We start from the raw sequence: 20,507 nt of genomic DNA on the forward strand, positions 1-20,507 counted from the left end.
CTCACATCCTCAACTTCCGATTCAATACTTGAGCGCCAACCTGATTAATATCACCATTAATGCCATTAATCTTGATGGCGAGTTCAGCAGCTTGAATAGATTGATAAACGTTAGAAAGTCCAGCATCAACTAAGGCTTCCCCGAGCGTTTTATCCGGCGAACCGCTATTGAACGATGTAGACAGTGAAAGTCCCTCGCTAACAGCCTTTTTAAAATCTTCCGCTGATTTAGTGCCCAACGCCTCATCAGCACTTATGCGCACTTCATCTTCAGGATCGTTAAGAAGCTTTACCAACATTTCGACAGGGCAAACTTTGTTTTCTGCCGCGCATAGACGCACATAATAATCTTCATCAACCGTCATCGAAATGAAGCATCCGTCATAACGGGGGTAGTGCCTGGCGACACTACCTCTGACCGCTCCGTTGTCATCCTCAGTTAGCGCAACAAGTAATTCAATGGGAGTGCTGGGATTCGCGGCAATTTCGCATCTGACATCAGTGTCACGATCATTCGCCAGCCGAGTCAACAGGCTGACAGGGACATTCAGATTGCGGGCTACATGCTGTCTTATGCTCCACAAGGTATCCTTGGCAAGGAGCTCCAATTGGTCTGTCGGGCAATTTGGGTTTTGAGCTGCACTGCATTGCACTGCCTTGCTATTATCCGATGCTAGCTCAACCAGCTTACTGGAGGGGATATGAGGGCTTGCCGCGATAGCCATTCTTACAATATCTTCCTCATCGCCAGCTAAGGAAATGAGCACTTCGACTGGTGTATTAGGATTTTGTGCAACGCGGTCACGGACATTCCAAGCCCCATCCTTGGACATCTGCTCCAATACTGCTACAGGAGTCGCCTGGTTAGAAGCAACGCAAGCCCTCACGTCTACAGACTCATCATTGGCAAAACTAGCCAATAGTGATGGTTTGGTCGTGCTAGTTGCCAATACAACTCTCACACCAGTGAATTCGTCAAGCTTCGAAATGTCCATATTACATCCTTAGCTTGCGACTCGACGACTTGGCATCGGTCTGGCAAATATCCGAATTTATATCACCGATCATGATGGCCAGTTCTGCAGATTGAATCGCCTGGTATATGGCGACATTGTTGTGCTGAATGAGATACTCTCCGAGCAGACTGCCGGGAGGCTGATGTGGTATTTGCATCTTTAGCGACACACCATCCTTAACTGCTTCCAGCCAATCTTTATGGTTCTTCTTATTAAGAACTAAACTGGCAGGCTCAAGAAACTCATCAAATTCGTCTCGCAATATGGCATTTACAAGTAATTTGACTGTGGCGCTCGGATTTTCGCTGATTGCAAGGCGTACAAAAACATCATCGTCTTCTGATAGTGCATATAGTGTCTCAATAGGTAGCATCGGATTGAATGCTACGGCTCGACGGACCATTACCTCTGGGTCTTTTACCATTGACATTAATAAGTCGATTGGGCAATTGATATTTCCAGCTACCTTTGCCGCGACTTCAGCTTCTTCATCGTCTGCCAAAGTACGCAACAAATCTTCATGGCAATTAATGTTGCTAGCGACACATTCGCGAACACTGACGCAATGATCGTTTGAGAGCTTGACGAGCAAGCTCATTGGACAGTTGGGGTTTTTTGCTACTCCCTGCCTGATGTAATCTTCCTGAGTTTCAATATCCATAAGTTGCAATAAGGCAACTGGGTAGTTTTTATTACCAATGGCCGCCTGCTTAACAGCAGGATTTTCGCAAGGATCTGATACATAGGAATCAAGCAAATCAACTGGGCAATTTTCATTGTGAGCCAAACGTATACGAACTTGATCGTGCTCATCAGAAGCTAATGTTTTCAGTAGTCGTGCGCCACACCCATTATTTGATGCCACACTGGCTCTGACCTCCCAGTGCGCATCCTTTGCTAAGTGTTCAAGCACATCTTTGCTGCAATTTGCATGCTTAGCAATTGCCGCGCGTAGATATTCATCAGCGCCATGCAGAAGAGCTGCAAGTTGCTCTGGTGGTGTTTCGAGTGCGTCAATAGGGCCCCATTTTTTGGCATCTTTCAGTATCGAAATATCCATGTTACATCCTTAACTTTTGACTCGAAGCTTGATCATCGCCAAATATAACGTCCTTGCTGATGTCATGTGCCTTTATGGCTAGCTCCGCTGACTGAAGCGATTGGTAAATGGCAACATAGTTGTGCTGAATAAGATGGTCACCAAGCAGGCAACCAGGTGGTAGATGCGAAATTGGCATTCCAAGCGACACGCCCCCTGTAACGATATTTAGCCAGTCTGATTGGCTCAGTTCGTTTAAGTATTCACAAGCCGAATTACGGACATCATCATCGGTATCAAACAAGAGCTTTTCAAATAGCCATTTTTTTGGATACATGGGGTGGCCGCTCACACCAAGTCGAACAAGCCAGTCGTGGTCTTCAGCAAGTAAATGCAATGTCTCAATAGACAAGGTTGGATTGAATGCTGCTCCTCTGCGTACAATAACCTCACTATCAGTGGCCAGAACACTTAGTGTTTCTTTTGGACAGCTTTGATTATTTGCCACTGATTCACGAACGCTATCACACGCATCTGATGCAAGCTTGATAAGTAATTCTTTTGGACAAAGAGGGTGTTTTGCAGCACCTTCTCGAACGAAATAATGTTTATTGTCATCAGCCATTAAATGTAACAGAGAGATCGGAAAGTTCTTATTGCCTACAGACTCTCTTCTAACGGCGTGATATTCGCCTGGGTCAGATGAAAAGGCGATGAGCAAGTCAATTGGACAATTGACATGCTCGGCAATTGCTCGACGCATTGCTCGATCCGAACGGTCTACTCCATTAAAAAGTTCAACAAGCTCTTTTGATGATGTGCCTGTTGCTACAACGAGCTCCCACTTTTGATCATCATTCAGTGCTGAAATATCCATGTCACATCCTCAACTTTCGACTCAAAGCCTGAGTTTTGACCTGATTAGCGCTCGGGATCATGTTATTGATCCTGAGGTTGAGTTCAGCTGATTGTATTGCTTGGTAGGCATCGCCGAATCCATATTGGATGAGCCTATCGCCGATCGTCTCAACCATGTTTAGCTCAACAGATAATGAGAGCCCGCCAGCAACAGCATTTTCCCATATCTTGGTGTCAACCTTTCCCAGCGCAGCGCGGCAAGCACTCAAAATCAATGGGGAATAAAACGAATCACATGCGATGTGGATAAGGGAATCTACAGGTAGATGTGGGTTTTTAATGAGCGCAAGGCGCAGATTTTCTTCTTGTGCTATAGATAGCCTGGCCAGTATTTCGACAGGGGTTATTATGTTGCTTGCGACAGCGATCGAAACCATTGAGGCATCATCGCTAGCCAAAGATGACAGCAAATCATTAGGGCAGCTTGGATGAGAAGCAACTTCTTTGCGTACTTCCCACGCATAATCATCAGCCAATTTTTCAAGCAGGTGAGGGGCACAATTTACATTACTGGCCACATTAGAACGCACAATGTTACTTGCATCTCCGGCAAGTATTTCAAGCGATTCGCTATCGCAATTCAAATTCAGTGCGATATTGGCGCGGACTCTTTCTTCCTCATCCTCTACCATTGAAGACAATAATGCTGGGGGAGCATTTTTATTGCTCGCGATGGACCAGCGGACTTCACTAGCGGGGTTTTTAGCTAGCGACTCAAACAGTTCTTCAGGGCAATTTGGATGTCTAGCAACCGGGACAAGAACATCAACTATATCACCCGATAAAATCATCAACAGATCGCGGGGACAGTTTACATTTTGGGCTACCGCTGATCGCACAAAAAGGTCATCATCTATGGACATTCTTTTCATTTGTTCGACATCGCAATTTGGATGTCGAGCCACGCTACGGCGGACAAAACAGTCATGATCCGTTTCCAGAATGGCAAGAGCCGCTGTAGAGGTATTACTATTTCCTGCGATTTCTCTAAGCACACTAGGATCTGTGTCATGGCACATTTCTGCTAGTAATTCAGGAGGGCAAAAGACATTCCTTGCCACGCAACTACGAATATAACTTTCTACATCCATGGACAGGAGAGTCAGCTCCTCCAAATTTGCATTGGATGAGGATGCTAGGTTCGCCTTTTCTTCATGACTGAGATGACCTAATTCAATTGCCGACATAGTTACATCCTCAAACGCTGGGGAGAGGCCGGAACAGTGTTTTGGGTCGTCATATCCTGACTGGCAGCTTGATGAAGCTGCAGTGTTAGTTCCGCGCTCTGGATGAACTGGTATACGTCAGCTAGGCCCCTACGTAGCAACGCATCTCCTAGATGGGGGCCAGCAGCTGCATCACTGATTGGTTTTGATAAAGAAGTGCCACTAGCGACTACCTTTGGCCAAATCGCTTGAGGTAGGCTTTGCAGATATGTCTTGGCATCCTCCCGGACATCTTCGTCTACGTCAAAGCAAGCCATCTGCAGCTGGATGACGATGGGAGTAGAGTAATGAATAGCCACATGACTGCGGATCAATGGGTCTCGGTCAGTTGCCATAAACGACAAAATAGCTTGCGGGCAATCGTGCCTTTGGACGATACAATCCCTGACCTTGTCATCGGTATCAGTTACCAACTTCCCCAATATCTCGTCGGTGCAATTGGGGTTTTTTGCCACATCGCATCTCACCCTGGCATCAGAGTCATTGGCCAAGATAGACAAGAGCGCTGCGGGACAATTCCTGTTGCACGCAACCCCAGCCCGAATAGCCCATTCTTTATCCATGGCCAATTGGCTCATCAGATCGATAGCACACGCTGGGTTCTGAGAGGTATACATCCTCACCAGACCATCCGGATCCTGGGACAAACGAGCCAATACCTCTTGATCTGCTGTATGTATAGCCACTCTGGCCCGGACATCGTGGTTATCGTCACTTGCCATCGCATTGCGCAGGTACGCGGGGGTGGTGGGGTTCTCGACGACAGCTTCGCGGACTTCCCATCTTGCGTCTTTAGCGAGTACCTCGAGCATCGTAACGGTACAATTGGGATTACTCGCAACACTGGACACACTAAAAATGGCATCCGCATGATTGTCAGAGCTTAGTTTGACCAACGTGGCGACAGGGGTGTTGGGGTGCTGCCCCACATACATTCTGACCGTTCTGTCCTCATCGGCAGCAAGCGTTTCGAGGAGATGCGCTGGCGAATTTGGATTGCCAGCAACAGCTGCGCGGACCTTGGCACTCGCATCCTGAACTAGCGCCTCAAGCGCATATCGGGGGCAAGAGAGATGGCTCGCCACGTAATGGCGATCATCCACATTATCGGTGGTTATAGCTGCAAGCACCTTAGCCTGCTGTACGGCAGCTTCTGTGGGGGTAAGGCAAGCTGGTGAAGAGTGGTCCATATCGACAGTTCAATCCGGTAGCTTTGTTTTTATATACTACCAAATAAAATTTGCCATTGCTTGTGAGATATGATCGTTCTCCAAGAAGGCCGATGTCCATATCGGCGCTCCGAAGGGGGGGTTACCGTGGGGGAAGCCCTATAGGGGCTAGGGGGCGCTCAGGGATGGCAACTCAACGACGACGAAACAACTTACGCCAGTTGATGACGACATTCCCGTGAAAACTCCAGAGAAAAACAACCAGCAGTGCCAACCACCAGGTGATGTTGCCTGATACGAGAATGTAGATCAGCAGGAGCACCGCCAGCACCGGACCAACCTGGATTTCGTCAGTAATGACGAGCCACTTTTTATCATCATCACTCATCTTATGAGCCCTATTTTGTTTGTCCTTCAGCTGAAGACTGATTGATTGCAAGTGCTTCAGATTTAATTCTAATGTTGCCACTTCCTACGAGCAGAACGGAATCTTGGTCCTCCACAACCACAGGCTCACCTATCGCTGGAAACAAAAAAGCATCCCCCGATATGTTTGTGAACACCAGAGTTGAACCAACTTGTTTGTAATTGGCCTCACCCTGAAAGAAGTTTTTACCCCAAAGTTTAACCTCCATTACCTTTTTAACTTTCATACCATTCTCAAAAACATATGTCACGTTTACGTCATGACCATCTATAACACCATTACCGATGTATTTCCCATTTAGAATGACAGTGGATGCAGGTTTTAGCTTGTAGGTTTCAACTGTTTTTTGGTATTCAGGCGATGGGGATGTATCAACGTCCACGGACGCCCATGGATACCAGTTCGACTTAAACAATAAAAACAGACATGCAATCACAGCAACAACGACAGTTAATTCAATCAACGCCATGCCAGATTTATATTTCATCAGCACTCAACCTTCGCTCCGCCCTTGTCCTTCCAGCTTATCCAGCTGCAAATAGAGGGTCTCAATTTTATCTTGCATGATGCGATTTTCTTCTTCATTCGCATCAATCTCATCTGACAGAGTATTAATCTGCGCCAAAATCTGCTCTTTTGTCATATTGTCATCAGTCATATAATCCTCACCTAATAACCAACTCCGTTATTTACCCATTCCATCCTGAAAAAAATAAACCAATCAACCTAATCGCACCATAAACAAAGCATCCAGCCAGCACACCAAGGAATACCATCACAAGAAATAATCCTGACATGGTGAAAATTGCTGGCGGAACATCGGCTACGTGAGCACGCAGGGCGTCAACAACGAGATAGACACCGATGATCGCACTCAATCCTGTAATGGAGGACAGGTGCAGCCTAAATGTGTTTTTCCCTGACAAAAACAACATGTACAGGTCGTTTGCAAAACCGGTCTTTTCATTAGCGCCGACATTCTTTTGGGTATCCATACAACACATGTCCTATCAGTCAATTTATTGCAAAGCACCTATCTTGATGCCCGCTCCGATTCTTTGTGAGCTGTGCCGCCAAAAGCACGAATGTCATAAGCATGTCTGAGCGTTGCCTCATCCCAGCATTTAATGGTTGCCATTGTGAAGGTGATCCCGCAGAAGCGTCGCCGTTCTGATCTTCCGAGCTCTCCCCAGTATTTGGCATTACCGTTAATGTCCGGCACGGTAAACACATTGGTAACGTATTGCTCCAATGTGGTCAGGCGTTGCTGTCCATCAAGAAGAGCTTCACTAAACTCGCGAAAAATCACGTCGCTTTCGTCACCAATCAACTGCATGACGTCGTTCACCAGATAAGTGCCAAGATCGACACCAGCCCAAATTGAGCGGATGAAACGGGTCTTCTGCTCAGTAGTCCACACAAGATCACGTTGGAAGGAGGGGAGGGGAAAGCCCATAGCAAAGCCTTTAGCCCAAGGAAAGCGTTTTGCTCCGTATGCAGGGTCATTACAAAAATCTTCGAAGCGCCCGAGCAATTCACCAATGCTCAAACGGCTGGTGGCCGGACTCAAATCATCTTGAGGCATGGAGTTCACATCATCCACAAGGTCTGCACCGTCATATCTGTGGAATCCTGTCACCGGGGCTTGTTCATGCCCGTCATTTTTTTTCACTGCTACATCCTCTTGTTTTGTCGACGGCCACGGTCATTCCTAGGCCACCGATTATCCTTTTGCCGGTGCTTCACAACTCCTGGATCAGTTCTGCGCTGTCGCCAACTTTAGGCCCATTTGCTGCTGTGGTTATTTCAGGGAGGAATTTCTTTAGAGCCTCATCTTTAAAGCATTCCGTAACATCTGGTGCATACCCCTCAGGGGTAATCAGAGCCACTTTACCACCAGCATACTTTTCAAAATATCCGATTGGCTGAAGTGCCTGCCAATCTACAGCCTGAATGACCCCACCAGACGTTGTTACACCAAACGAACAAATGCCCGTGGGTGTTGATGGCACAGATGCATAAGCTAGTGGATCTGGAATTTCAGGAGGCATGTTTGTCACGTATATCGAGATAGTCGCTACTATTCCCCCAAGAACAAAACCGGCTAAAAATGGACGTTTCATCAGTTGCTCCTTGCATTAGGGGTCATAGACTCATAGATGGCTTTTACTACTTTGCTCTGGTCACTGGTTTCGGAAATGACGTTATCTCCGTGGAAATATCGCTTCACCGCGACCCAAATATCTTTTTCCACTCGACCACCAGCAGGGTTCATCAGCCACCATGCAGCCATTCTATAACTCCGACAGACACCATTAACATCAGCGGTATCGGCCGACAGCTGTTTATCTGCGACGCTGGCGGATCCCGTATAGAGTTTCATTGGACCAACTAAGGAAGGGGCCGAATTTTCTTGCTGTGCATGGATGAACAGAGCTTTCAATACATTGGTAGGAATACCAAACTCCACTTCAGCTGCGCTTATACAGTTCTCATTTTCACTAGAAAATGTAGAGCTACTAAACAGCAAGGCCACAGCAAGAACGCTAATTTTTGAACAATTTCTGAGCATGATTTTTTCTCTGAGCTGACTATTTGATGGCATCGTCTTTTATGGTTCACAGACCATGCGAATCTGGAGTAGCGTCAAGAGCAGCCAGAGTTGATAGATCAGGTATGCTGGAAACATCAGCCATGCCATCGAGATAGATGAATTCACCATCGCCGAGTTTTGAGCGTGGCATAGACATCCCGCTACGCGACGAGCCTATCACCGCGACGTTGTATGAAGTGCCATCGCCCATGAGCTCGATCTCTGACTGTTTGACCCTCTCAATGGCGCCAGCAAGACCCGTGCAGAGCAGGAATGCGTCGCTAAGGCATAATTCAATATCATGGCCATCGATCTTGACGACAACAGGCTCGCTCACGAGACAGGTTTCGTTTGTGCGTGATGTTACACCACCAAGATGCGTTTTTTCATTGAATATCATTTACAAGTTCCTTATTGCTTGAATGTTTCACTGCCCTGCTTTTCGTCGATAAATTCCGTTTTAGTGATCTGCCAGCGCAGTGAATGTCCAATGATTATCGACGAGCTGGATTCTCGCTATACAGGGGTAAGGGAAGATTGAAGGGGCTCCTCCGGGGAAGCGGTACTCGTATTTTAACAACTCCACCTTATCGCTATTTGTGATCGTGCAAGTGAAGTGACCATCACACCAGAATATTTTTGGACGCTCATCAAATATTGAGAAGATAAGACATTCTGTCTTGCTTGATAGTTTGTCGAAGTCAATAGATACAAACTCCTGACACCGCTTGCCCGTGAAGTGTTTCAGCCCTTCAATTGCAGCGCAATTGCGCTTAAAGGTCATTTCGCCGAGCCGATTGTGGTTAACATCGTGGGCTTCTGTAGAGACTTCAAAATCACATTCAATCGGCAGTTCCTGATTTGCTCTTTTGATGAAAAAGAATCGTTCAATCAAACTGCGCCGTCTTGGTGTCGGTTCCCATTTGAACTCAATGAAAAAGCGGTTGGGATTTTGCTCTCCCTTTGCGGAAAGGTGTACGGACTCCCCCGCCGAAATTTCAATATTGCTCATAATCCTCTCCTGGCGTGGTCATCTTAATCCAGACAATAAACATGCCTTTTCCTCTAGCTTGTTTACCAACCGCCGCCATCAGCCTTGTCCAAGGTGAAGGTCTCAATAACCAAATCTTGGCGGGCACGGCCATCATCATCATGGGAATCACCGCCCATAAGGTGAAGAGCACCGGATTCTAGATACCAATTTATATTGCAATCTGGATTTTCCAGTTGGAGCTGGTGTAGAACCTCGTTCAGGGTCGCAACTGCCTTTGATAGCATCCGACTCTGGGCCGGGGTAAGAACAATGTCAGCCATGCCGTTTTCCTCTATACGCAGGAGACCTGCAGCATCGTGTGGGGGGCGGCGTTACCCGCATACAAGGTCCTCTCAGCCACTGCTGGGTGCCACCTGCATTTTTACACGTGTATTAATGATATCAGCAGAGACTCAGTTGTCAATCTTTAATACACGTGTATTTAACATTACCCTTTGTGAGTCTTGGATAGATCGCCAGCCACACGTTTGGCCCCTTCGATATCCAAATGCAGTGATGCATATGACTTGCGCAAAAGGCCCCCTGGGAGAACCCAATCCCACTTTTCTCGGCTAAGGTTCTGGACGTTCCGCAGGAGATCATCTGGTGTGACAACTCCGTCATTAGCGATGGTGTTCAAGGCATCTAGCAACGCGCTGCGAGAGCAGGGCACCGAAATGCTCAGGCCTTCATTTGTCGCCTCGAGCCCTTGCCGCTGAAGCAGCAGCACCAGAGCATCATTAGCCAGATCGCCAGACCAAGTGAATAACAGGCTGTTACAGCTGCTCACTTCAATGATTGACTCATCGTTGAGGTTCGCCTGGCTGAAGTTCTCTCGGCCTTCAGCTAGGAGCTCTTGCGCGTTGGCATCAAGAAATGGCACGTGAAAATCACCAGACAACACAGTTTTCATCTCCTGCCGCACCCGTTCATGTACGACGGCACTGCAGTTATCGAACACAGGAGGGGACCCGCCTTTTGATGGGGTCACGTAGATAGATTTTTTTTCTTCACTGACATCCTGAACCAACCAGCGGCGCCCAGCGAAAATCACTTTCTGACCGACAACAAGCGGGCGGGTTACCGGGATCAGGCCGACTTGAGTTGAGCCACAGATGAGGCGGTACTCTTCATCACTGACAAAAGAAGCATAAAAGTCGTAGTGATTGACTATCTTCTCTCCCACTTCTCCATGGAGCAGTAGGCCAGAGCTATCCTGCACAAGCATCTTGAGGGTGCCCATTTGCTTGAGCAGCTGCAGATATTCCTCTCGTTCCATCCCCGCGAACGGTGCTCCCGGCGCTAACAGTGTGCGCCATAACTCTTTGGCATCGGCACCGCCACGCTCTGCTATCAGAGACATGATCTGTTGTACTAGCGTTGAGCCGTGGATCCCTCCCACTCGTGGGGGTTCAAACCAGCCATCAATGAGCAGCCTCACCATCGCTATTGCCTGAACCAGGCCTTCACGTAAGGAGTCTGCGAGGCTGGTTTTGGGGCCCACTTCTGGCTCTATCAGATACCCCCGCAGGATGGCTGATTCACCTTTGCGGCGACCTGAGCGCCCCAGTCTCTGACGTAGACTAGACACCGCTGGTGGACGGCCAATTTGGCAAATGCATTTGACCGCACCGATATCAATCCCGAGTTCCAAGGTGCTGGTGCAAATAGCAGTGGCGGGAGCTTCACCGGATTTAAGCGCCTGCTCAGTCTCTTCCCTGTACGCTTTGGATAGGCTGCCGTGATGGGCCCAGAATTGGTTCGGCACCTTGTCACGCTCACATAGCCTGCGCAACCGGTCGGTGTATTTCTCAACGCTGGATCGGGAGTTTGGGAAAACGAGATTGTTGGTCCCTTTCAAAACCTTGTACATGTGATTGCAGATAGCCGCATAAGGAGTGCTGGGGTCATCATCATCGGCTTCGGCATTTTGATCCGATACCGCATCGATATACCCCTTGAGCATAACCTTGAGGTCTTGCCCACCATCCTTTGACTCTATGAGCTCGACACCATCTGGCTTTGCTGGGCGCAGAAAACAGGATGCAAGGTGCATGTCACCCAGAGTGGCAGATAACCCGACTCTGGGAACAACTCGACCTATCGCGATTTCGACCCGGTGCATTAATGACTGCAGCTGCTTCCCCCGTTCGTCGCCGATGAACGCATGGAGCTCATCAATGACCACATAGCGCAAATAGGCCATCAATCCAGGTATGGAGGCCCCCCGATTGACGAACAGTGCTTCCAATGATTCCGGGGTGATCAGCAAGATCCCACTAGGGTTTTTCAGAAACCGGCTTTTACTGCTGTAATTCACATCACCGTGCCACCCGGTTACCGGGATCTCCAATGCTTCACATAGCCCGTTAAGCCGGTCCCACTGATCGTTAATCAGCGCTTTAAGTGGGCTGATGTAGAGCACTGTCCCCGGTTTAGGGGAGGCCAACAGATTGGTAAGGATCGGTAAGAATGCAGCTTCCGTTTTACCAGCGGCAGTAGCCGCAGCAACAATCACATCCCGGTCGGCGTCAATAAGCGCAGGAATAGCCCTTTCCTGCGCATCGCGAAGTGATGTCCAACCCTTCTGCCAGATCCAGCGACGAATGCGCTCATCCAGCTTCTCGAAGTGTCTGGAGTCAGAGTTGGAAGGATGCGAACTCATCATCGTCCTCTGTTGCCGCGTCGAGCTCCGCTCCGGTGTCTGCTGTCACATCGGTAAATCCGATGAGCTCTTTCCAGTCTGCTCCTGGGTTTTGCTCCAGTACGGCCAGCAGATTGATGAACGCAGTGATCGTTGTCCGAGGGGTGCGAAAATAGGACTCACCTAACCGAGTAGCGCAGTGCGCCATGAAGGCGGGGAGGGCATCATCTGGCAGGGCATATTTGGTCTCATCGCCGAATGCATAGACATCCCGGATTTTTTGCAACAAGACAAAGAAATCTTCGGGGGTCAGGCTGGACAGGCGCATCACTGGTCCCGAGTAATCAACCAGGCCTGCTTGGGCGAAGCTATTCTCTGCCAATCGGGAGTGGAGGGCCGAATAGCTGTAAAGGCCTCGCCGAGTGTCCATAAGGAATTCAGGCGTGCCACCCAAGATGAACCCCAGGCCTTCGGCAGAACCTTGCAGGGAGTCATTGAGAATGCGCAGGATCTGCTCGTAGTTGGAGTTTCGAGCCTGAGTATTGGAAAGCTTATACAGGTTGACCAGTTCATCCAGGCAAACCAAAAGCCCAGAAAACCCAGCAAGCCGGACAAATCGCGCCAGCAATTTAAGCTGATCGTACATCGATGCGTCGTCGACAATGGTGCGTACCCCCAATGCTGTCCGGGCATCGGTCTTAGTCGAGAACTCGCCGCGTAGCCAACGGATTGCATCTGCTTTCAGCTGCTCATCACCGTTTTCAAACCCACGGCAGTAACAAGCGATCACTTCGGCAAAGTCGTAACCATTCACCATTTCAGAAAGCTGCTCGAGCTTTTTGCGGATCATCCGCTCCGGGTCGATCTCCGCTTCCTTCGCTTCATTTTTAGCTTGGGAAATGAACTTCTCCACGACACCAGTCAATGCACCACCTTCCGGTTTTGTCCGGGTGGCCATGTTTTTCAGGAGCTCGGAATACAGGGACCTGGCTTGCCCACCGCTTGCATGCAATCGACGGTCAGGGTTGAGGTCTGCATGAACCGTCACCAGCTTTTTCTCCAATGCGATCGAGCGGACAAGGTTCAGCACGAACGTTTTGCCGGAACCATACTCGCCGATCACGAGTCGGAACGCAGAGCCGGTATCCGCCACGCGGTCGATGTCTGCGATGAACGCATTCAACTCATTCTTGCGCCCAACCTGGATCAAGTGCTGGCCGGTCCGGGGTACAACGCCAGCTCGTAGGGATTGGATCACAGCATCCCGGTCTTTTGCTCGTATCTTACTCATGGGGGATTTGCTCCAACAGGTCTTGGTTAATTTCGATAGGGTCATCGCCTTCAATCAGCATCTCGTCGTACAGGTCCAGCATGCTTTCGTTGATCTGCTCCAGAGCCCCATCGAGCATAAGGCCGATCTGAGTGGCAAAGGCCACCAGCTCGTCTCTGGCCCACTCGGGTTGTGTCAGCAGATGGCGAAGTAATGAAGAGTGCTCATGGTCCAGACCACAAATGCCAACAGGTTCCGGCTTGCTCGCCGAGGGGGCAGAATCGGGTACTTGTTGGGCTGCATGTTCAACAACCTCTGAGATAGCGGACTGATGATCATCTTCGGTAAACACTGTTGCCAGAATAGCGGCAACCGATTTCGATTCGGCCTGCAACTTGGCAATCCGATCGGCATCCAGAGCGAACGCGGGCGCGGCTGCGCCAGAAGGCGCGTTGTTGATGGTCGCTGAGGATGGAGGCACTACCACATCATCAGCGTGCAGATCGGAATACAGCTGCTGGCTATCTAACCCCAGCAACTTATACATTTTCTCAAGGGATTTGACTTCATCGGGGGTTATTGTGCCGTCTGCTTTGACAACCCCCACCAAGAGTCTTGCGATCAGACTCTTGGCATCAGTCGTCAGCAGCTCGATCTGTTTGCGGACCAATGCCAGGGCTGGTGGATTTTCTACACCAAGCACGAGCTTGGCCTTGAGGCGATTGCGCTGCGAGTGATGAAGGTCTTTCAGTGCGTCAATTTGTGCGGCCAAAAAATCGGCTTTGACTGAGCGATTACTGTCATCGCTATGCAAGACAATGCATGCCAGATCAAGACCGATTGCAGCGGTAAGCGAATTCTTTTCCTCATGGGCCGCAATCTGAGTTCCAGTAACCGAGTAAACAACCATCTTGCTTTCCGGGGCTGGTGATTTCGCACTGGCCAACAAACTCGGTTCAATGCAGAGCTGGTAATCAGCCAGGGCATTTGCAAACTTGGCCTTTTGGTCCTTATTCAGCTTGCCGTTAGAATTGAACTTCGCCAACAGTTCGCCCCAACTGATGGTTGCCAGGCCACTCCCTACATCAGATTGCAATTGAGTGAATCCGTCGCTGATGTCTTTGTGCCAAAGGTATGTTGGCAACAACAGCTGCGCTTCCAATGCCGTTGTTTTGTCCGGGTTACGAGCAATATATCGGCTGTATTGATCAATTACATCGGTACTTGCATCGAGTAGCGCTCGCAGTTTATCCGTCAATGGCGTAGACGAGGCCACGTCAGAAAGGTCAAGGCTACGCTGGATGGAATGACCACGTAAGGCTTCTGATGCTGGGGTATAGGTGAGTTGAACCCTTGTTTTGAGCTCTTTTAGCCGGAGCCCCTCACCATGACGTTCAGCATAAAGCTTCAAAAATACTTTCCTGAACAAATCAGGGCATCGCTCAACTGGCGTGCGCAATGAAATAAAGGGGATGGAAACAACCCAAGCTAGGGCCCAGTCCGCAGGCACCGGCTTTTTGTCTCTTACCAGCTGCCCCAAGCACATTTTGATAATTAATGGGTATTCGTATGTCCGGTATTCCAATTCTGGAGCTGGCAACTCATAGAGATTTCGGCTCTCATCCTGAAGGTTAATGCAATCCAAAAATTTGGACGCATACCCTTTGAACGAATAGTTGTCTCCGTAAATGCTAAGCAACCTTCGAACCTCTGCTTCAATAAACAGGACATCAAGCTTACTGGCCTCGTCGTTGCCAAGGTCGATGAGAAATCGCCGTTCCAGACCATAGAAAAACAGGAACACATAGCCAACATTCGCCGCAGGGTCTTTTCGGCCACCAGCCAGCCATTGCAGATAGGCCTTTCGGCCTCTTGGGCTAAGCCGTTTGTAACTTGGCCAATAACCATCAACCGACGTGCTGAGATTCACATCACCTTTGAAGACATCTAACAGCGGGTTGATCAATGACGGCTCGTCAGAAAGCCCAGCGGGCAGCCGATAGCCACCCACATAAAGCATGCCACCAGTGATTTCTAAGCCCGCCAGGGTGATGCTTTCACCAGGGGATAACCATTGTCCCCGGATGTCCGCCCCAGCAGCCTCAAGGTCCGCTTTGTCCGTCAAAATGCAATCATCCTCAACGTGGATGGGATCAAAATCGGGCAGGGGAATGCTGTATTCATTTTGCATATCCACGCGCGGGGCTCTGGACACGGAGATCAGGTCGTCAAAGAAAGCGACGTTTTTACCCGGAGCCACTGCCTGGCTGACCATGTTTGGGGCTGTCACCGTCACTGTAATTGAGCTGGTGGACTGATCTTGCTCATCAGGATGCGTCACAACAGGCAAATCTCCAGAGGATGGTGTCAATACCTGATGTTGGATATGCCGTTCTGGCATATCAGGTGAGTGGTTGACCATTGAGTGTTCAATTTGTGGTTTCAGTTTTGGATTGTCGGGTAGGGATGATGCGCCCGATTTTTGGCGAGTGGCGAGTGGCGATTTTTTCATTGATGGGGTGGCAGGAACGCTACACTTCGTTTTGACGAAGTGTAGCCCCACAGCTGATGCGAATACACACCCCATCACCACCCAAATCTGCCAAGGGATTGATTGGATCAATTCCCAAACCTTGACCACAACGACAGCAACGAAGCCCAAAACTATGGTGGCAAGCGGAAATGTGCCTCCCTTCGGTTTTCTCCGTCTTGCCATGATAAATCTCCGAACCTGTTCAGCGGTGTTTTTATGCTATCAAAAAAGGCTGAATTGCTCGAGTCTGATTTATCTACTTAACAGCTGTTTTGTTTTTTATATCGATGCCCAACTGCTTTCGTTTCATCCAGATGCAGCCAATTGGACGTTCAAGTTTGTCGGCGACCTCTCGATTCGATAGGCTAATGTCTTCCACGACCTTTAATTCGTTATCGTCATACGTTGCATAGAGTTTTTTTGCATTTTTGGTAAGCCCCAATACTTGGCATCGCCCACGGACAGCAATCACCGTTCTCCCAAGAAACTTGCCAATTTCAGAACGTGTCATGTGATGAAAATTTTTAATAATGTATTCGTCTTCTTCATCTGTCCAACGTTTGATTTTTACCCCTTTGGAGGAGCGGTATTTATTTAGGGCAGATAAGGTTTTGTGGTAGACCGCCAGCCAGAGGTGATGGCGCTTGTCCTGAGGGAGGGGGACTGCATGAGATAGAGAGAACCATGCTGAAATTTCGCTGATTTCGATATAAGTCAGTTCAGACAGGGTTTGTTGAAAGGTGGTAGTGATCCCCGCATCCGTCAGCGCTAGCATAAGCTGAACCGAAAATTCCTGCTGACTCAATAGCTGTGCTTTCTCCCAAGAAATCATGATACACCTTTATTGTCAGCGCCAATCGGTTGAGCCGCATCTTCATCACCAGATGAGGGGGATATCAAAGCCTTGACCATCATGTTCTTCTTCGCTTCCATATGTTTTTCAGCCCTACTTCCAACCATACTGTTCTCTAAGCGGAATGAACTCCTCCAGCAGGTTAGAGGAATGCTTAATAATGATTGGGCTCCCAGGCATGATTTTCTCACCCGGTGCAAATTTTGTGATCTTGAAGTTAACATTTTCTTTGGCTGCGCCCAATGTTCCATTGCACATCTTGCAATGCAGTTGTACGCCAAAGGGGGCTTCAGGCAAATCATCTTTCCACCACACTTTTTTACAAGTGCCTTGACACTTATATGCCGGTTTTTCGTCAATGTCAGAGCTGGTGATGTGATATTCAGTGGTAACTTCGATCATGTGCGAACCTTCTGCTAATGCTGGCTACCACGATATCGGTAGCCAGGGTTGGTTGTTAGTCGACTCGGCCTGCGCCAACTAGGGCGGACATATCCTTTTGTCAGCCTTGACATAGTCTGATTCATCCCGATGGAGATGAAGGATTCCCTTAATTGGTGAGATCGTAAAACTGACCATAGGTGATTTCAACGAATTCTGGCGGCACGCTAGGCTGATTGGCATGACCGTTTGCATTTGGGATGGCAAACACCAGTACGTTTTCATCGTTCTTGCTTTGGCCGCAATGCGTTGAGATCATCGCCGCGCCGCGCCCCATTGGGGCACCAATAGTGCAGCACTGGATATTGAAGTGTTTGATCAGGTAGTCGATGTAAGTTGGCGCGTCTTTCAGCTTCTTGTTTGCAGTGTCGATCTGTTCTCTGATTTTCGCGTTAAACGAACGCGCTTCCTTGGTGTTTCCTTTGCCGGAAACAATAACGACATCACGCCCCTCAAACTTGTCTTTGTTGAGGATTTTGACAGGCACTTCGAAAGGGTGATCGGCAGGGAAACAGATTGAGGAAACGAAAGTTCCGTTCTCGCCCCAGTCATGTCGCTCGCAAAAAACAATAGCGCCAGTTGCGGCAAAAAGCTCTGCAATAATCTTTGAACGATTTTCTGGAACGGTGGCTTTGTACTCGGCATTTACTTTCTTAGCTGTTTCACCAGAAAGCTTGTAATAGCGGTAGTATTCCTCTGGTTTCATTTTTACCCCGTTGGCATTGGAATCTAAATTGAGAGCATTTTAATGTTCTAAGACTCTGCTATCAATAAACAAAATTTGATATATTTTTCACATACTCAATGAAAACATTACCGACTAATGAATACAGCTGATCCATAAACGGAAGCAGCACGAATTGGGAAAACACAACCAGCCCCACGCCAAAAAATCCGATGCATAAGCAAAGCGATTTTTTGTTTTCTTTGTAAGAATTAAAAATAAATTTGCCAACTGGCAATAAAATTAATAGCTGGACGACAAGCGTTACAAAAAGTGCAGCCCCGGATGCAGTATCTGCAACATGCTCTCTCAATGAGGCTTCAGGTAGCGTTCCAGCAACACAGACGAGAACCACGCCACCGACTATGAGGGCAATATTGAGTAACATAGGATACACATCGTTTTTACCAAGCATACGTTTCCTCAGATGGTCCAACTGCTGGTGACCACCGCAACAACGGTGGCCGGTATTGGTAAGTGGAGCTGCATCGACTTCATATGCCGTTTCCCCCGAACTACTGGATTAATTAGAGTCTTCTTCGGGAGCTGGCATTGTCTTTTCAAATCGAGTCCCCCATAAGTCATTGCGAACTTGCGGGCTCATCATAAGGCCCAAGGCAGACCATCCGAGCGAGCCGATGGTGATTGCAAGCCCATAGCCAACACCTCTTACCATTGTCAAAATACCGAGCACGAGTAAAACCAACCCGATGACAACTGCACCCATCTGATACACGCCGATCTTTTTTGTGTCGTGTTCTTGCATGATCTTTCCTCTATCTACTGGCTCTTATCGAGCTGCCTACGATTTGGATGGCGATTGCGCAAGGAGCTGGCTTACAACTGCTCGTATGGCGTAAATATTGTCGGCCCCTGACTCGGCTACTGCTTTCGCTATGGCTGTAGCTTCTTCCATAGACGAAAAGCGACCAAGATCGGTACTTGCCCACGAAACGCCGAACCATTTTCCTTCGCTGTAGCACTCTTCCACAGCCTTAATCTGACCGACCCCACCCAGAGATGTAAACTCCTTCGTTGGCATCGTCGGTTTCTTGCGGCCTTGACTAAATGTTGTCGACATAGTTCTTTGTCCTCTTTAAGAGCGCTACATAAATTGCTCAAGCTAGTATCACCCTCGCCTGTATACAGGCTGCGGCCCAAGCATCGTCGATAAATACAACTTAATACACGTGCATTAAGTCTATCGAAAGCAGACCGCAAGTCAACATAAATACACGTGTATAAAATCAACCCTCTTTCAGTTTGCCCTTGTAATGGCTTGTAAGGGCGATGGCAAGTAGGATCCCATTGGACTGGGCAAGGACAGATATACCATCGCGGCTGCCTATATTGGTGCCGTGCAGCTAGCCAGTAGCACTGGTCTTAAACAATTTGAGGAAGACATGACTGCGAATGTAAGGGCTGATGATCAAGTGCAAGAGGCGCTTATAAACCTCTTTCAGGGATCTATGCCAGAGAAAAAAGAGGAGGTATCTACCTTGCTCCAGGACCTCACGGTGGTATTCCAAATGTTGCCCGATGTGCATCCGGATGGACGTGTGATTATGGATGCCGGGCTCTATCGTTATGTTCGATTTAATCAGCGTGTTACTCGTGCTTTTTGGATTGGTTCGTTCGCGGCTTGGGAAGGATATCGGAGCGTCGCCGAGGGTGGCAGTGCAGGGGAATTTGATATCGAGAAGCTGAAGGCGATGATCTCTGCCTTCGAGGCCACAATAGAGAACGATCAGGCAGATGACACGCCGCTACCAACTGGGATCCCGGAACCGGGTTATCTCCCAGAGATGGAGGAAGACCCCCAGCGGCGTGCTGCAGCTGAACTTTCCATCATCGCACTCGGCTGGGCCTTCCTCCATGAAGTACGCCATATCCGCCATCAAAGGGAAGGCACTAGCGCGGGGGCATTTGGTTCTCCCGAATCTAAGAGACAGGAAGAATTTTCGTGCGATGAGTTTGCCACCAGGTTCATTTTGGAGGGGATCCCACTCTATTCCGACGAAAGCGGCGATGATGCTCAGTCCGTCAAAAAGAAAAGGGAGCTCGCAATTTACTTTGCGCTATTTGCCATGACTCTGTTGTCTAAAAACAAGTGGGAGGAGTCTGAAACACATCCTGCGGTTCAGGCTAGAATTGACGCGGTATGTGCGGCTATCGGGCAGGATAGAAATGAAGACGCGGTGGCCATCGCCAATATGGCATTTACAGCCTTGCGAAAGGTTTGGCCTGCAGCACCAATGATCATGGCAGGCCAAGCTGCTTAAACTGATGCTATCGCGTCTTTAAGTGCTTTCTTGGGGAAGTGAACCCGCCCTTTCCTTTAGGTGTTTAGAGGGGGGGGAGGGGTCACTTATAAACAATCTCAGGGTCCTGATTTATATCGGTGGGGTCACCGCCGTCATTAGGTATCCCGGAGATAGAATCGATATTAGCATTGTGGCCATCAGTGTCCTTCTTGAAAACGCACAATGTTCCAGACCAACTGAACAGCTTTAATGTTTTTGGCCATCGTTTTGCCAGCTCATTTAAATCAGAAATTGCCTGTTGCTCTTTCTTTGTCAGAACTACTTTGGACATCTTGTTTTCCCTATCGCATGCATCCCT

At 48.7% G+C, this 20,507-nt stretch carries 26 protein-coding genes; 1 reads left to right on the forward strand and 25 read right to left on the reverse strand.

Annotation, left to right across the window (positions count from 1 at the left end; all coding sequences use genetic code 11):
• Position 1 precedes the first annotated feature (1 nt).
• The 24 genes from AAHA41_RS08625 to AAHA41_RS08740 form a co-directional block, all read right to left on the reverse strand.
• On the reverse strand, positions 2-994 hold the full coding sequence (locus tag AAHA41_RS08625; RefSeq protein WP_323071185.1) for a hypothetical protein: 993 nt from the start codon (positions 992-994) through the stop codon (positions 2-4).
• 1 nt (position 995) lies between these two features.
• A complete protein-coding gene (locus tag AAHA41_RS08630; protein ID WP_323071186.1) occupies positions 996-2,075 on the reverse strand; it encodes a hypothetical protein in 1,080 nt (359 codons plus the stop codon).
• 1 nt (position 2,076) lies between these two features.
• Entirely contained in the window at positions 2,077-2,931 is an 855-nt protein-coding gene (locus tag AAHA41_RS08635) for a HEAT repeat domain-containing protein (RefSeq protein WP_323071187.1), read from the reverse strand.
• 1 nt (position 2,932) lies between these two features.
• Positions 2,933-4,159 (reverse strand): hypothetical protein, encoded by a 1,227-nt coding sequence (locus AAHA41_RS08640; protein WP_323071188.1) that lies wholly within the window; start codon positions 4,157-4,159, stop codon positions 2,933-2,935.
• Between the two features lie 2 nt (positions 4,160-4,161).
• Positions 4,162-5,388 (reverse strand): hypothetical protein, encoded by a 1,227-nt coding sequence (locus AAHA41_RS08645; RefSeq protein WP_323071189.1) that lies wholly within the window; start codon positions 5,386-5,388, stop codon positions 4,162-4,164.
• Positions 5,389-5,560: 172 nt separating this feature from the next.
• Positions 5,561-5,755, reverse strand: coding sequence for a hypothetical protein (locus AAHA41_RS08650; RefSeq protein WP_323069969.1), 195 nt, complete (start codon positions 5,753-5,755; stop codon positions 5,561-5,563).
• 10 nt (positions 5,756-5,765) lie between these two features.
• On the reverse strand, positions 5,766-6,281 hold the full coding sequence (locus AAHA41_RS08655) for a hypothetical protein (RefSeq protein WP_323069968.1): 516 nt from the start codon (positions 6,279-6,281) through the stop codon (positions 5,766-5,768).
• 6 nt (positions 6,282-6,287) lie between these two features.
• Positions 6,288-6,452 (reverse strand): hypothetical protein, encoded by a 165-nt coding sequence (locus AAHA41_RS08660; RefSeq protein WP_323069967.1) that lies wholly within the window; start codon positions 6,450-6,452, stop codon positions 6,288-6,290.
• Positions 6,453-6,483: 31 nt separating this feature from the next.
• Entirely contained in the window at positions 6,484-6,789 is a 306-nt protein-coding gene (locus AAHA41_RS08665) for a hypothetical protein (RefSeq protein ID WP_323069966.1), read from the reverse strand.
• 38 nt (positions 6,790-6,827) lie between these two features.
• Positions 6,828-7,466, reverse strand: coding sequence for a DUF262 domain-containing protein (locus AAHA41_RS08670; RefSeq protein WP_323069965.1), 639 nt, complete (start codon positions 7,464-7,466; stop codon positions 6,828-6,830).
• A gap of 70 nt (positions 7,467-7,536) precedes the next feature.
• Entirely contained in the window at positions 7,537-7,917 is a 381-nt protein-coding gene (locus AAHA41_RS08675) for a hypothetical protein (protein WP_323069964.1), read from the reverse strand.
• Positions 7,917-8,399, reverse strand: a complete 483-nt coding sequence (locus tag AAHA41_RS08680; RefSeq protein ID WP_323069963.1) for a hypothetical protein — start codon at positions 8,397-8,399, stop codon at positions 7,917-7,919. Before AAHA41_RS08680 ends, AAHA41_RS08675 begins: the two co-directional genes overlap by 1 nt.
• A gap of 13 nt (positions 8,400-8,412) precedes the next feature.
• Positions 8,413-8,787 (reverse strand): hypothetical protein, encoded by a 375-nt coding sequence (locus AAHA41_RS08685; RefSeq protein WP_323069962.1) that lies wholly within the window; start codon positions 8,785-8,787, stop codon positions 8,413-8,415.
• Between the two features lie 60 nt (positions 8,788-8,847).
• Positions 8,848-9,399 carry a hypothetical protein gene (locus tag AAHA41_RS08690; protein ID WP_323069961.1) on the reverse strand — a complete coding sequence of 184 codons (552 nt, stop codon included), beginning with the start codon at positions 9,397-9,399 and terminating at the stop codon, positions 8,848-8,850.
• Between the two features lie 62 nt (positions 9,400-9,461).
• Positions 9,462-9,701 carry a hypothetical protein gene (locus AAHA41_RS08695; RefSeq protein WP_323069960.1) on the reverse strand — a complete coding sequence of 80 codons (240 nt, stop codon included), beginning with the start codon at positions 9,699-9,701 and terminating at the stop codon, positions 9,462-9,464.
• A gap of 167 nt (positions 9,702-9,868) precedes the next feature.
• A complete protein-coding gene (locus AAHA41_RS08700) occupies positions 9,869-12,088 on the reverse strand; it encodes a DEAD/DEAH box helicase (protein WP_323069959.1) in 2,220 nt (739 codons plus the stop codon).
• On the reverse strand, positions 12,060-13,355 hold the full coding sequence (locus tag AAHA41_RS08705) for an ATP-binding protein (RefSeq protein WP_323069958.1): 1,296 nt from the start codon (positions 13,353-13,355) through the stop codon (positions 12,060-12,062). Before AAHA41_RS08705 ends, AAHA41_RS08700 begins: the two co-directional genes overlap by 29 nt.
• Positions 13,348-16,050 (reverse strand): TerB N-terminal domain-containing protein, encoded by a 2,703-nt coding sequence (locus AAHA41_RS08710; RefSeq protein ID WP_323069956.1) that lies wholly within the window; start codon positions 16,048-16,050, stop codon positions 13,348-13,350. The genes AAHA41_RS08705 and AAHA41_RS08710 overlap by 8 nt, the downstream gene beginning before the upstream one ends.
• 73 nt (positions 16,051-16,123) lie before the next feature.
• Positions 16,124-16,699 (reverse strand): hypothetical protein, encoded by a 576-nt coding sequence (locus AAHA41_RS08715; RefSeq protein ID WP_323069954.1) that lies wholly within the window; start codon positions 16,697-16,699, stop codon positions 16,124-16,126.
• 114 nt (positions 16,700-16,813) lie between these two features.
• Positions 16,814-17,122, reverse strand: coding sequence for a hypothetical protein (locus tag AAHA41_RS08720; protein ID WP_323069952.1), 309 nt, complete (start codon positions 17,120-17,122; stop codon positions 16,814-16,816).
• A 148-nt stretch (positions 17,123-17,270) separates the two neighbouring features.
• Entirely contained in the window at positions 17,271-17,867 is a 597-nt protein-coding gene (locus AAHA41_RS08725; protein ID WP_323069951.1) for a DUF5420 family protein, read from the reverse strand.
• 61 nt (positions 17,868-17,928) lie between these two features.
• Positions 17,929-18,300, reverse strand: a complete 372-nt coding sequence (locus AAHA41_RS08730) for a hypothetical protein (RefSeq protein WP_323069950.1) — start codon at positions 18,298-18,300, stop codon at positions 17,929-17,931.
• Between the two features lie 108 nt (positions 18,301-18,408).
• Positions 18,409-18,651: a hypothetical protein gene (locus AAHA41_RS08735; RefSeq protein ID WP_323069949.1), complete on the reverse strand. Its 243-nt coding sequence runs from the start codon at positions 18,649-18,651 to the stop codon at positions 18,409-18,411.
• Positions 18,652-18,687: 36 nt separating this feature from the next.
• The gene (locus AAHA41_RS08740) at positions 18,688-18,966 is read right to left on the reverse strand and encodes a hypothetical protein (protein ID WP_323069948.1); all 279 of its coding nucleotides are present in this window, start codon (positions 18,964-18,966) and stop codon (positions 18,688-18,690) included.
• Positions 18,967-19,288: 322 nt separating this feature from the next.
• Here AAHA41_RS08740 and AAHA41_RS08745 point away from each other — a divergent pair, with 322 nt between their 5' ends.
• Positions 19,289-20,167: a phage exclusion protein Lit family protein gene (locus AAHA41_RS08745; protein ID WP_323069947.1), complete on the forward strand. Its 879-nt coding sequence runs from the start codon at positions 19,289-19,291 to the stop codon at positions 20,165-20,167.
• An 82-nt stretch (positions 20,168-20,249) separates the two neighbouring features.
• On the opposite strand, the gene AAHA41_RS08750 is transcribed toward AAHA41_RS08745, so the two are convergent.
• Positions 20,250-20,480: a hypothetical protein gene (locus AAHA41_RS08750; RefSeq protein ID WP_323069945.1), complete on the reverse strand. Its 231-nt coding sequence runs from the start codon at positions 20,478-20,480 to the stop codon at positions 20,250-20,252.
• Positions 20,481-20,507 lie beyond the last annotated feature (27 nt).

It is taken from the genome of Aeromonas sp. SER (genome assembly GCF_038739615.1).
Taxonomy (GTDB): domain Bacteria; phylum Pseudomonadota; class Gammaproteobacteria; order Enterobacterales; family Aeromonadaceae; genus Aeromonas; species Aeromonas jandaei.